Annotated in this window: 12 protein-coding genes and 1 tRNA gene; 4 read left to right on the forward strand and 9 right to left on the reverse strand. The window is 68.8% G+C overall.

Translation table 11 applies throughout. The features are described from left to right. The 5 genes from EF387_RS27780 to EF387_RS27800 all read right to left on the reverse strand — a co-directional run bounded on the left by EF387_RS27780 (position 1) and on the right by EF387_RS27800 (position 5,568). On the reverse strand, positions 1-1,062 hold the full coding sequence (locus EF387_RS27780) for an iron-siderophore ABC transporter substrate-binding protein (RefSeq protein WP_128379347.1): 1,062 nt from the start codon (positions 1,060-1,062) through the stop codon (positions 1-3). A 110-nt stretch (positions 1,063-1,172) separates the two neighbouring features. Then, positions 1,173-2,012, reverse strand: coding sequence for an ABC transporter ATP-binding protein (locus tag EF387_RS27785; protein WP_128379348.1), 840 nt, complete (start codon positions 2,010-2,012; stop codon positions 1,173-1,175). A 39-nt stretch (positions 2,013-2,051) separates the two neighbouring features. Next, positions 2,052-3,113: a FecCD family ABC transporter permease gene (locus tag EF387_RS27790; protein WP_128379349.1), complete on the reverse strand. Its 1,062-nt coding sequence runs from the start codon at positions 3,111-3,113 to the stop codon at positions 2,052-2,054. Beyond that, complete coding sequence (locus EF387_RS27795) at positions 3,110-4,168, reverse strand: FecCD family ABC transporter permease (RefSeq protein WP_128379350.1); 1,059 nt, start codon at positions 4,166-4,168, stop codon at positions 3,110-3,112. The genes EF387_RS27790 and EF387_RS27795 overlap by 4 nt, the downstream gene beginning before the upstream one ends. 44 nt (positions 4,169-4,212) lie before the next feature. Next, positions 4,213-5,568: a lysine N(6)-hydroxylase/L-ornithine N(5)-oxygenase family protein gene (locus tag EF387_RS27800; RefSeq protein WP_128379351.1), complete on the reverse strand. Its 1,356-nt coding sequence runs from the start codon at positions 5,566-5,568 to the stop codon at positions 4,213-4,215. Positions 5,569-5,818: 250 nt separating this feature from the next. Between EF387_RS27800 and EF387_RS27805 the strand changes: the two genes are divergently transcribed. Further along, a complete protein-coding gene (locus EF387_RS27805) occupies positions 5,819-6,766 on the forward strand; it encodes a methionyl-tRNA formyltransferase (protein WP_128379352.1) in 948 nt (315 codons plus the stop codon). Positions 6,767-7,075: 309 nt separating this feature from the next. On the opposite strand, the gene EF387_RS27810 is transcribed toward EF387_RS27805, so the two are convergent. Continuing rightward, positions 7,076-7,834 (reverse strand): heparin lyase I family protein, encoded by a 759-nt coding sequence (locus EF387_RS27810; RefSeq protein ID WP_238431741.1) that lies wholly within the window; start codon positions 7,832-7,834, stop codon positions 7,076-7,078. Between the two features lie 371 nt (positions 7,835-8,205). Beyond that, positions 8,206-8,279 (reverse strand) — tRNA-Pro (locus tag EF387_RS27815). A 78-nt stretch (positions 8,280-8,357) separates the two neighbouring features. Here EF387_RS27815 and EF387_RS27820 point away from each other — a divergent pair. Next, entirely contained in the window at positions 8,358-8,876 is a 519-nt protein-coding gene (locus tag EF387_RS27820) for a DUF309 domain-containing protein (protein ID WP_128379354.1), read from the forward strand. Positions 8,877-9,036: 160 nt separating this feature from the next. Further along, a complete protein-coding gene (cobF, locus tag EF387_RS27825) occupies positions 9,037-9,819 on the forward strand; it encodes a precorrin-6A synthase (deacetylating) (protein ID WP_202918386.1) in 783 nt (260 codons plus the stop codon). A gap of 50 nt (positions 9,820-9,869) precedes the next feature. Here cobF and EF387_RS27830 read toward each other — a convergent pair whose 3' ends face one another. Then, complete coding sequence (locus EF387_RS27830; RefSeq protein ID WP_128379356.1) at positions 9,870-10,643, reverse strand: sulfite exporter TauE/SafE family protein; 774 nt, start codon at positions 10,641-10,643, stop codon at positions 9,870-9,872. A gap of 287 nt (positions 10,644-10,930) precedes the next feature. Here EF387_RS27830 and EF387_RS27835 point away from each other — a divergent pair, with 287 nt between their 5' ends. After that, positions 10,931-11,263 (forward strand): DUF3140 domain-containing protein, encoded by a 333-nt coding sequence (locus EF387_RS27835; RefSeq protein WP_128379357.1) that lies wholly within the window; start codon positions 10,931-10,933, stop codon positions 11,261-11,263. Between the two features lie 74 nt (positions 11,264-11,337). Here the strand turns inward: EF387_RS27835 and EF387_RS27840 are convergent, their stop codons facing one another. Then, positions 11,338-12,015 carry an SDR family NAD(P)-dependent oxidoreductase gene (locus EF387_RS27840; protein WP_128379358.1) on the reverse strand — a complete coding sequence of 226 codons (678 nt, stop codon included), beginning with the start codon at positions 12,013-12,015 and terminating at the stop codon, positions 11,338-11,340.

Consider the following 12,015-nt stretch of genomic DNA (forward strand, 5'->3'; position numbering starts at 1 on the left):
CTACTCGGCCGACTTGACGAGCTCGTCGATCGCGTACGGCATGGACAGCAGGGTGCCCTGGGAGATGGCCGCGCCGACCGCCGGGCCCTCACTGTCCAGCAGGTACGACACCTTGCCCTTCTTCACGGCGTCGAGGTTGGCGAACAGCTTGAACTTCTTCAGGGCTTCCGTGTCCGCCTTGTCGTTGATGACGAAGATGCGGTCGACGTCGACCAGGTCGATGCGCTCGGGGGACAGCTGGGTGTAGAAGCTGCCGCCCGCGACCTTGTCGATCTCGGTCTGGTACTTGAAGCCGATGCCCGACACCAGCCGGCCGCGCACGTCGGTGGAGGTGAACGGCGCCACCTTGTCCTCGTACCAGGACAGCGCGACGGCGGTCTCGTTCGCGAACGCGGGGTGGGCCTTCTTGGCCTCGTCGAGCTGGCCCTGGATGTCGGCCACCATCTTCTCGCCCTCCTCGGCCTTGCCGAGTGCCTTGGCGATGTGCAGGGCGTTTTCCTGCCACGGCGCGCTGAACGGCTCCTTCTCGCCCTTGGTGCGGCCCACGGTCGGAGCGATCTTGGAGAGCTTGTCGTAGGCGGCCTGGTCGATCTCGGAGTAGACCGCGATGATCAGGTCCGGCCGAAGGGCCGCGATCTTCTCGAAGTTGGGGCCGTTGTCACCGTTCTTCATGATGACCTCGGGCTTGGTGTCGCCCCACTTGTCCTTCACCCAGGGCCACTGGGTGTTGATGTCCGGGCTCTGGCCCTCGGGGTTCGGGTACTGGTCGACCATGCCGACCGGCTTGATGCCGAACGCCAGGATCGTCTGGTCGTCCGTGTAGCCGACGGAGACGACCCGCTCGGGAGCCTTGGTGACCTTCGTGGATCCGAACGCGTGCTCCACGGTGACCGGAAAGACGCCGGAGGCGGAGGACGAGTTGCTGTCGCTCGGCTTGTCCGACGAGGTGTCAGCCGAGTCGGAACCACATCCCGCGAGGAGTCCGACGCCGAGGGTCGCGGCGGACAGTATCGCCGCCAGCCGCCGCCACGGCCTCATGAGCGTCGTTCGATGGAGAAGCATCCGAAATCCCTTGCTTTCGCGCTGTCCGCTGCCACCCCTTCTAAGGGCAGGCAAACCTTACCTTGCCGAAGTGAGGTTAGCCTACCCTTACTTATCATCTTTATCGGTACTTAATCGATCTCGACGTGGGTGCGGCCGATCGGCACGATGAGCGGCCGGTCGCCCACCGGGTCGTCGATCACCTTGGCACGCAACCCGAAGGCCTCGCGCAGCAGTTCGGCGGTTATGACGTCACGCGGGTGCCCCTGCGCCAGGATCGACCCCTCCCTCATGACGATGAGGTTGTCGCTGTAGCGCGTGGCCAGATTGAGGTCGTGCAGCACCATCATCACGGTGCACCCCGACTCGTGCAGGTCGTCCACCAGGTCGAGCACGTCGATCGCGTGTGCCAGGTCGAGATAGGTGGTCGGCTCGTCCAGCAGCAGCAGGTCGGTGCCCTGCGCCAGGGTCATCGATATCCAGACGCGCTGACGTTGGCCGCCGGACAGCGCGTCGACCGGACGGTCCGCCAGGTCGGCCACTCCGGTCATGGCCAGTGCGCGCTCCACGACGGCGGCGTCGTCCGACGACCACTGCCGCAGCCAACTCTGGTGCGGATGGCGGCCCCTGGCGACCAGGTCGGCCACCGTCAGGCCCTCCGGCGCGACCGGTGTCTGCGGCAGCAGGCCGAGTTTCTTCGCCACGTCCCTGGTCCTTAGCCTGGCGATGTCCTCGCCGTCCAGCACGACCGTCCCCCGGGCCGGCTTGAGCAGCCGCGACAGGGTCCGCAACAGGGTTGATTTGCCACAGCCGTTGGGGCCGATGATCGTGGTGATCACCCCTGGCGGGATCGCCACGTCGAGATCGTCGATGACGGTCCGGGCGCCGTACCCGACCGTGATGCCCCTGGCAGCCAGCCGTGAGACGTCATTGACCCCGGACTCGATCTCGGTGATGTCCTGAGCAGCCACCAGGCCCCCTCAACTTAGCGTCGCCTAACTTTGTATCAGCTATCTGAGGTTCGCCCGCACCAGCAGATAGACGAGGAAGGGGCCGCCGATCGTGGCGGTGACGAGGCCGACCGGGAGACTGATCGGCAGTGCCGTGCGCGCGAGAAGGTCCGAGCCGATCAGCAGCAGCGCTCCCACCAGGGCGGAGGCCACCATCGGCGGCGTCGGGCACCTCACCAGACGCATCGCCACCTGCGGCGCCACCAGCGCGACGAACGGGACCGGGCCCGCCGCGCTCACCGCCACACCGGCCAGCAGGACCGCGCACAGCAGCATGACCGCCCGCACCGTCGAGTACCGGACGCCCAGACCCGCGGCGACCTCGTCGCCGAAGTGCAGCGGCTTGAACTGGAACGCCACACAGGACACGACGACCAGGAGGACGAGCGAGCCCCACAGCGCCACCCAGACCTCGTTCCACGACCGGTTGTCCAGGGAGCCGATCAGCCACGCCTGGGCCCGGGCCACGTCCCTGATGTCGGCCGTGAGCATCAGCCAGGTGGTGATCGCCTCCATCACGGCGCTCACCGAGATGCCGATGAGGATGAGCCGGAAGCCGTCGATCCCGCGCCGCCACGCCAGGAAGTAGACGAGCAGACCCGTGCCGAGACCGCCCGCGAGCGCCGCCGCGGACAGGCCAACGGAGCTGACGATCGCGGCGGCGGTCCCGCCCGACACCGTCACCCCGAACACCGCGACCGCGCTGGCGCCCGTGGTGATTCCCAGAATGTCCGGACTGGCCAGCGGATTGCGTGCGATGGACTGCGTGATCGCGCCGGACACCCCGAGCGCGATCCCCACGACGAGACCGGCCAGGGCACGCGGCATCCGCAGGTCCATGATCACGAACTCGTCGACCTGCTCGCCCCGGCCGAGCATCGTGGCGATCACCCGGGACAGGCCGATGGGGAAGTCCCCGACGCCGATGGACAGACAGAACACCAGGAAGGTCGCCGCCGCCAGCAGCAGCGTGACGCACACCATCCAGGGCCGCCATACGAACGACACGTGGCCGAGCCGCACGCCCGGCGCCACCGATGGCTTCAACTCTGTCCCGTTCATGCGTTCTTGAACTTCCCGCGCCACACCATGACCGCGAAGAACGGAGCGCCCAGGAGAGCGACGACAACGCCCGCGTCCAGTTCACCCGGCCGCACCACCAAGCGCCCCACCATGTCACAGACGAGGAGGACGATCGCGCCCAGCAGACCCGCGTACGGCACCAGCCAGCGGTAGTCCGGCCCGGTCAGATACCGGGCCACGTGGGCCACCATGAGCCCGACGAAGGCGATGGGGCCGCACGCCGCCGTCGCCGCGCCCGCCAGCAGGGTGATGGCGACGATGCCGACGGTCCGGCTCAGCGCGATGTTCACGCCCAGCCCCCGCGCCACGTCGTCGCCCAGGTTGAGCAGGTTGATGGCGGGCAGCGTCGTCGCCGCGAGCACCAGCCCGCCCGCGATGAACGCGGACACCGGCCAGATCACGTCGAATTCGACTCCGGCCACGGAGCCGGCGTTCCAGAACCGCAGCGCGTTGAGCGACGCCTTGTCCGTCAGCGCGACCGCCGTGGTCATCGCCGCGAGGAACACGGTGACTCCTTGCCCGGCCAGTGCTAGCGTCAACGGGTTGCCGGCTCCCCCGCCGATGCTCGACAGCCCGAACACGACGACACCGGCGACCGCCGCGCCCAGGAAGGCGAACCAGACGTACTGGAACGGGTTGGAGAACCCGAACAGGGCGACCACCGTCACCACGGCGAACGAGGCGCCGGAGTTCACCCCCAGCAGACCCGTGTCGGCGATCGGGTTGCGCGTGTAGCCCTGGATCAGCGCTCCGCCGACGCCCAGGGCGATGCCCGCCACGATCGCGAGCACCGTCCGGGGCACGCGCACGGTCTGCACGATGAGCCTGATCTCGGTGAGCCGCTGGTCGGAGTCGGGCGCCGCGAACAGCCCGTGCCACACCTCGGCGGGACTCAACGCGCGCGCACCGACGGCCAACGACACCGCCCCGGCGGTCACGAGGATCACCACGAGCGTGCTCAAACCCACAACCCGCCGTCGGCGGGCCTGTGTTGTGCCCCTGACCGCGGGGCGCTCAACTGCAGTCGTGCCCATGTCGAAGTACGTTATCCAGTGCTGGGGCGGGATCGGTGGGCGGGTTAGCGCGCGGCGCTGCCGATTCCGTCGGCGACCGTACGGGCCTCGCCGGCACCGGACTTGGCGCCTCTGTCGAGGAGCGAGTCCAGGATGTCGCCGACCCTGACGGCGGTGTTGGACAGCAGGGACGACGTGATGCCGTGCGTGTGCTCGGTGCCGCCCTGAAGGTAGATCCCGCAACGCAGGCCGGGGTCCGTCGCGATGCGGTAGTCACGCTCGACGCGGACGCGGCCCTCGTCGTCGCGGAGGCAGCGGTCCGCGACCTCGCCGAGGAGGCCGAGGGGGTCGGCGGGGCTGTAGCCGGTGGCGAACACCACGACATCGGCGTCCAGTTGGGTCTCCTCGCCGGTGACGAGGGACTTCACGCTGGCGCGGACCGAGTCCCCCGTCTCCTGGACGTCGGTGAGCCGGGAGACGTTGAGGAAGCGCAGCCGCTCGGTGCCGAGGACCTTCTCCTGGTACATCTGCCGGTACAGGTCCTCGATCAGGTCGATGTCCACCACGGAGTAGTTGGTGTTCCCGTGGTAGTCCATCAGCCGGCGCTTGACGTTCTCGGGCGCGGCGAAGTACTCGTCGACCGCCGCGGGGTCGAAGATGCGGTTGGCGAAGCTGCTGTCGTCGGCGGGGCTGTAGCCGTAGCGGGAGAAGACCGCGCAGACCTCGGCCCGGGGGAAGCGGCGGTGCAGGTAGGCGACGTTCTCGGCGGCGCTCTGTCCGGCGCCCACGACGATGAACCGGGAGGGCGAGGTGCCCTCCAATCCGTCGACCCTGGCCAGCAGTTCGGAGTTGTGCCAGATGCGGTCGCCGCGCTCCACGCCCTCCGGCATGAGCGGACGCAGCCCGGTACCGATGACGAGGTTGCGGGCCCGGTGGACCGCGAGGCCCTCCTCCGAACGGACCGTCACCTCCAGGTACTCCACGTCTCGGCCACGGACGACGGGAGCGACACCGACGACCTCGTGGCCGTAGGAGACCATGTCCTCGACCTGGGCCGCGGCCCACTCGAAGTAGTCGTGGAACTCGACCCGCAGCGGGAAGAAGTTCTTGTGGTTGATGAAGTCGATCAGCCTCCCCTTGTCCTTCAGGTAGCAGAGGAAGCTGAACTCACTGGCCGGGTTGCGGAGGGTCACCAGGTCCTTGAGGAAGGACACCTGCATGGTCGCGTCGTCGATCAGCATGCCACGGTGCCAGCCGAAGCGCGGTTGCTGCTCGAAGAAGTGAGCCGTGATCGCCTCCTGCCTGCCGGCGCGTGCGTTGTGCTCGCTGAGTGCGATCGCCATGGCCACATTGGACGGTCCGAAGCCGATGCCGATGAGGTCGTGGACCGGTGATGCGTCAGCAGGAAGAACCTGTGACATGTCACTCCTATCGTGCGGGTGCAGTCGCCTGTCAGGCGTGGGGGAAGTACGGAAGATGGGCACGCCGACCGAGCGGCACACCGACAACTTAGGTGAGCCTAAGCTAAACCCGTGAGGCTGTCGATAGGGCGAATTCCGGGCAGTCGAGGCTCGAAGCCAGCCAACTGGGGCGGCAGGTGCGCCCGTTGCAAACTAAGGTAAGCCTTGCTTTACTTGCCCCTGGTCATTCCCTGCCCTGAGGAGGAACCCCATGCGGGTCGTCATGTTCGGCTACCAGACCTGGGGGCACCGCACCCTGCAAGCCCTCCTGGACTCCGAACACGACGTGGTGCTGGTCGTGACCCACCCCAAGAGCGAGCACGCGTACGAGAAGATCTGGAGCGACTCCGTCGCCGACCTCGCCGAGGAGCACGGCGTCCCGGTGCTGCTCCGCAACCGCCCTGACGACGACGAGTTGTTCGGGCGCCTCAAGGAGGCCGACCCGGACATCATCGTGGCGAACAACTGGCGGACGTGGATCCCTCCGCGCATCTTCGGCCTGCCGCGCCACGGCACGCTCAACGTCCACGACTCGCTGCTGCCGAAGTACGCCGGCTTCTCTCCGCTGATCTGGGCCCTGATCAACGGCGAGCCCGAAGTGGGCGTCACCGCGCACATGATGAACGACGAACTCGACGCCGGTGACATCGTCCGGCAGGAGGCGGTCGCGGTCGGCCCGACGGACACCGCCACCGACCTCTTCCACAAGACCGTCGACCTCATCGCCCCGGTCACCATCGGCGCGCTCGACCTAATCGCCTCCGGGCAGACGGAGTTCACCAAGCAGGACCGCTCCCAAGCGAGCTTTTTCCACAAGCGGTCCATCGAGGACAGCCGCATCGACTGGACCTGGCCGGCGGAGGACCTGGAACGCCTGGTCCGCGCCCAGTCGGAGCCCTACCCCAGCACCTACACCTTCCACAAGGGCGAGCGCCTCGAAGTCCTGGCGGCGGTCGTGTCCGAGGGCCGCTACGGCGGCACTCCCGGCCGCATCTTCTACCGCGAGCGCGACGGTGTGGTGATCGTCGCCGGAGCCGACGCCCGCACCGGCCGCAACCACGGCCTGGCCATCACGCGCGTAAGGACCGAGGACGGTCGGGAGCTGCCCGCGACGGAGTACTTCACCTCCATGGGCGGCTATCTGACCAGCCGGCCCTGACAGCCCGCCCTGACACGTCGGGCGTACGCCTGCGGTGTCCGTGAGGTCCTTGACCGTCACTGATCCTTCACCATCACAGGTTCTTGACCCTCACAGGCCCTTGACCGTCACAGGCCCTTGACCGTCACGGACCCCACCGCGACCCTTCGGGCCGCCAACAGCATGTCGGCCCAGTACGGTCCCAGGGGCCGACAGGACATCGCCGCCGTGCGGACCCAGGTCCGCGCGGCGGCGATCGTCGTCCGCGGACAGCACCGAGGCCGCCTTCCCATGGTTGGGGCCGTCCGCGCGGTTCGGGCCGTTCCAGCGTCACCAGTTCGCGGGTTCGGCCAGGCTGTAGGAGTTCGCGATGCGTGCCTGGTCGTGGAAGACGGAGAGCTCCCGAGGGCCGGCGGGCTGGTTCTCGCGCCAGCCCGTGCAGTAGATGCCGGACGACCAGCGGACCGTCTTCGACGTCTTGGGCAGCACGGGGACTCCGGTCCTGCTGTACTTCTTCACGCCGTTGACCCAGATCTCGAAGGCGCCGTCGGTCGCGTGGAACTTCAGGCGTGTGACGATCCGGATCCAAGTGCCGCGCAGACCGGTCACCTTGGCGACGTTCGCGCTGAAGCCGCCGGATCCGCCGATGCGCAGGTCGTCGTTCTGGATGAACATCAACTCCCACGGTCCTTCGGGGTCTTCGGGCGACCACTGCTGGAAGGTGACGTTCTGGTTGTGGAACTGCCAGTTGGGGGCGATGTAGATGGCCTGACCGTAGTAGCGGTCCTGGCCGACGGACTGGGTGGATGCCTGCACGGTCTCGGAGTGGTAGCCGCCGCCCTCGTTGATGTAGGTCTGCCTGGCCTCGATGGCGTTGCCGCCCTTGTAGGCGGGGGTGCCGACGTTGCGTAGGACGCCTTGCTTCTGGGGCTTCTGCGGGTAGTTGGACCACCCTTGCACGGTGCCCTCGTTCTGGAAGTAGACCCCGGCCGGTAAGGCCTGGACGCCCGCGTCGTGCCGGGCGTCGGCCTGTGCGGAGCCGCCGGTCAGGGCCAGGCCGGTGATCAGCGCGCCAGTGAGGCAGAACACGTGGATTCTCTTCTGGATCCGCCCGCTCAACATCCGATCAATCCTCCTAGGGAGCCTCGGTCAGGTCTGAACCTTTCCCATTAACCCAGCGGCTGCATGACGTGTCCACACCGAGTACGTGAAGAAAAGATCCGATGTTACCGGCTGGAGGACTCGTTTCCGCAGTTACGCCCAGCACGTGGCCTGCCGACCGCGAAGGACCGGCCCGATCGACCTCGACACCTGCCGGCGAACGACCGGTCCGACCTGGTCACCCGCGCGAGCCGATCATCGACCCCACCCGCGCCTACGAGCCCCAGCACCCCACCAACACGACGAAACCCCCGAACCCGCAGGTTCGAGGGTTTCCGATGTCCTGAGACATCGCACCGTCGGGACGACAGGATTTGAACCTGCGACCCCTTGACCCCCAGTCAAGTGCGCTACCAAGCTGCGCCACGTCCCGGTGCGCGACCTGTGTGATCGCGCAGGACAGCACTTTACCTCACCGGAGGGGACGGCCCCACGGGGCCACAATGGGGGGATGAGTGGTGCACGGCAGGACGGCCGACGGGATCGGGATGCCGAGGGGCGGGCGCGCAACGCCCGGCCGCGGGACGGGCTGGGGCGACCGCTGGAGTACGGGGCGGAGGGCGTGGCCCGGCAGCCCGAGGGGGTGGTGCGGACGCCACATGACACCGTCGCCGAGGCGCAGGCCCTGCTGGACGCCGGGCGGCCGTTCCACGCACACGAGGTTTTCGAGGACGCCTGGAAATCGGGCCCCGAGGAGGAGCGCGAGCTCTGGCGGGGGCTGGCGCAGCTCGCCGTGGGGCTGACGCACGGCGCCCGGGGCAACACGGCCGGCGGGGCCCGGCTGCTGCGCCGTGGTGCGGGGGCGATCGAGGCCTGGACGGCCGGGACCGGGCGGGAGCGCCCGTACGGGATGGCGCTCGCGGAACTGGTGGCGTGGGCCCAGGACACGGCCCACGTGCTGGAGCGCGAGGCGGCCGCGGTCGAGGCGAAGGACTGGGTGCCGCGGTTGCTTCGGGACGTCCCCGGGTGACGCCGGGGGGCGGGCGCGCCACCGCCCGGGCCCTTGCGGCCGCCCCGGAACGGACGAGGGAAACACCCTCTGGCGGCGAAAGGGTCGAAAACGCCTCCGGTGTTCGGCTTCGGCCGACGCGATGCCCCGGCGGTCGTCGCCGTACGGCAGACTCGACCGCGTGCGAAAGATACATGTCATCGGCATCGGGGCGGGCGACCCCGACCAGCTGACCCTGCAGGCGGTCAAGGCGATCAAGGACACCGACGTGTTCTTCATCCTGGACAAGGGCGAGGTGAAGTCGGACCTGGTCCGGCTCCGCCGGGACATGCTCGAGACACATCTTGAGGAGGGGACGTACCGGCTCGTCGAGGCACGCGACCCCGAGCGGGACCGTTCCGCCGGCACCGCCGCTTACTCCCCCGCGGTCGGCGACTGGCGCTCCGCGCGCGCCGACATCTACGAGCGACTGATCTGCGAGGAGCTCGGCGAGGACGAGAGCGGGGCGTTCCTCGTCTGGGGCGACCCGGCGCTGTACGACAGCACGCTCGGGATCCTTCAGGAGGTCCTGGAGCGAGGGAAGGCCGACTTCTCGTACGACGTGGTGCCCGGCATCAGCAGTGTTTCCGCGCTCGTCGCCAGGCACCGCACGGGGCTCAACCGCGTGGCCCGCCCGGTGCAGATCACCACGGGCCGACGGCTCGCCGAGGGCTTCCCCGAAGGCGTGGACGACGTGGTCGTGATGCTCGACGCGCACCAGGCGTTCCGGGAGTACGCCGACCAGGACATCGACATCTACTGGGGCGCGTACATCGGCACCCCGGACGAGATCCTGGCCTCCGGTCCCATCGCCGAGGCGGGCCCCCGCATCGAGCGGATGCGTGCCGAAGCCAGGGAGCGCAAGGGGTGGATCATGGACACCTATCTGCTGCGCAGGCGACCGCGGGCGGACGGGGACTCCTGAGGGCCAGGGGGCTCCCCTGGCGCAGAGAAGCTGCTGGCGCCGAGTAGCTGCTAGCGCACGAGTAGCTGCACCGCGCCCAGAATCGTCGCCGCGATCACCAGCCGCTCGAAGAGCTGCTGGTTGATACGGTTCACAGCCCATTTGCCGAGGAACGCGCCCGGCACGACGAACAGCGCGAGTGCCGCGTCCAGCAGGAGCGAGCGGCCGTCGATCAGGCCGAGACCGGCGCTGAACGGCACCTTGGAGACGTTCACGATGAGGAAGAAGAACGCCGAGGTGCCCAGGAAACCGAGCTTCCGGAAGCCCGCCGAGAGCAGGTACATCGACATCACCGGGCCGCCCGCGTTGGCGACCATCGTGGTGAAACCGCCCAGGACACCGTAGGAGCGCGCCTTGATCCGGCCCGCCCGGGAGGTGACCGCGTCGGGGTCGTCGTCCTGCGCCCCGCTCCGCCGACGCCACAGCGTGACCCCGGCCATCAGCAGCAGGATCGCGCCGATCGACGTGCGGACGATCCCGTCGTCGGCCCAGAACAGGAAGATCGTGCCGAACACCACCCCCGCGGCCACCGCCGGGAACAGTCGCCAAAGGGTCGGCCAGTGGGCGTGCCGGCGGTAGGTGAGCACGGCGAGGACGTCCCCGACGATCAGCAGCGGCAACAGGATGCCGGTCGACGCCCGGGCGGGCAGTACCGCCGCGAAGATCGCGAGGCTGACCGTGTTGGCTCCGCTCACAGCCGTTTTGGAGAAGCCGACGAGCAATGCCGCGACGGCGAGCGCGGCGAAGCCCCACGGGGACACGCCCCAGAGCGTCATAGTGTCCATGCGGAGACCGATGCTATGTCCATACATGCTGCCGCGTAAGGCCCACCCCGGGTGAGAGCCATTACGGCGACCCCATGCGGCGCGCCCCCGCCGATTCGTTTCCCGCCCGGTTCGGCCCCGTCGGTCCCACCTGCTTCCACCCCGTCGGTCCCACCCACTTCCGCCCCGTCCGTCCGCACGTTTCCGTCCCGATGGCCTGGGCACCCGCCGCGGGAGCAGGGTGCGGAGGGCCCTCGTCGAGTGGGCGCTCCGTACGGCCCCGGCAAGAGTCACAAGGAGAGTGCCGTATGACCGACGCCCTGGAACTCAACACGCTGTGGGAGGACTTCCACCGCGTGGTGAACATGACCTCCGCGGAGCTCGCCGCCTGGCTCAGGGTCCTCGACGCGGAGGAGAACACCGAGCCGCTGCCGGACCAGGCGGGCCCGGAGACCGGGCGGCACGTCCTCGCGATCCTGCAGAAGCGCCGCACGGACCTCACGGACGACGACATCGAGTTCATGCTCGACGTGGTGGACACGATCACGGAACAGCTGGACGTCTACGACGAGCCCGAAGCCGAGGACGACCACCGCCGTCACCAGCTGATGACCCTCGGTCACGATCCGCTCAAGCCGTAGGGGTCGTAGGGGCCATGGGAGCCGTTGGGGCTGGGGGCAGGCCCCGGCCCCAGCCCCGCCCGGGCCCCGCTGGGTCACCGCAGCAGCCACCCCCCGTCCACACTCAGGTTCACACCGTTGACGGACCCGTTGCGCAGCAGGAAGTCGACGGCGTCCACGACATCCGCCATCGTCGCCAGCCGCCCCGTTGGGGTTCGTGAGCGCGGCCCGTCGAGGGGCTTGCCCGCCCAGAAGGGGCTGTCGCCGACGATGCCGGGGTGTACGGCGTTGACCCGGATCGGGGCGAGCTCGGTGGCGAGCGTGTGCACCAGGCCCGTGACGCCCGCGTTGACGGTCGCCACGGTCGTCGCCCCCGGGTACGGCCGCTCCTTGGCCTGCCCGCCGAACAGCACGATCGAGCTGTCGGGTGCCATCCGGCCGTGCAGTGTGTGCACGACCTCGGTGTAGCCGACCAGTTTGAGCGTGACCAGGTGCACGGCGGCGTCGATGTCATAGTCGGTGACGCGGTTGTCGTCGCGGGAGATGCCCGCGAGGACCAGCCGGTCGACGTGTCCGAGGTCCGCCAGCGCGCCCGCGATCTCCCGGGGCCGGGACAGGTCGAGGGCGATACCGCGGGCGCCGAGTTCCTTGCCCACGGTGTCGGCCCGGTGGGCGTCGCGTCCGCTGAGGACGACGTCCTCGCCGCGTTCGGAGTAGAAGCGGGCGATTGCGCGGCCGATGCCGGCGGTGCCGCCTATCACCACCACGTTCAT

The sequence above is a fragment of the Streptomyces cavernae genome (genome assembly GCF_004023625.1).
In the GTDB taxonomy this organism is placed as follows: Bacteria; Actinomycetota; Actinomycetes; order Streptomycetales; family Streptomycetaceae; genus Streptomyces; species Streptomyces cavernae.

Bases quoted from the DNA above. Each gene is read 5' to 3' on its own strand.
- EF387_RS27795 (WP_128379350.1), bottom strand. From the start codon at position 4,168: ATGGGCACGACTGCAGTTGAGCGCCCCGCGGTCAGGGGCACAACACAG.
- EF387_RS27800 (WP_128379351.1), bottom strand. From the start codon at position 5,568: ATGTCACAGGTTCTTCCTGCTGACGCATCACCGGTCCACGACCTCATC.
- EF387_RS27780 (WP_128379347.1), bottom strand. From the start codon at position 1,062: ATGCTTCTCCATCGAACGACGCTCATGAGGCCGTGGCGGCGGCTGGCG.
- EF387_RS27805 (WP_128379352.1), top strand. From the start codon at position 5,819: ATGCGGGTCGTCATGTTCGGCTACCAGACCTGGGGGCACCGCACCCTG.
- EF387_RS27790 (WP_128379349.1), bottom strand. From the start codon at position 3,113: ATGAACGGGACAGAGTTGAAGCCATCGGTGGCGCCGGGCGTGCGGCTC.
- EF387_RS27840 (WP_128379358.1), bottom strand. From the start codon at position 12,015: ATGAACGTGGTGGTGATAGGCGGCACCGCCGGCATCGGCCGCGCAATC.
- EF387_RS27830 (WP_128379356.1), bottom strand. From the start codon at position 10,643: ATGGACACTATGACGCTCTGGGGCGTGTCCCCGTGGGGCTTCGCCGCG.
- EF387_RS27820 (WP_128379354.1), top strand. From the start codon at position 8,358: ATGAGTGGTGCACGGCAGGACGGCCGACGGGATCGGGATGCCGAGGGG.
- EF387_RS27835 (WP_128379357.1), top strand. From the start codon at position 10,931: ATGACCGACGCCCTGGAACTCAACACGCTGTGGGAGGACTTCCACCGC.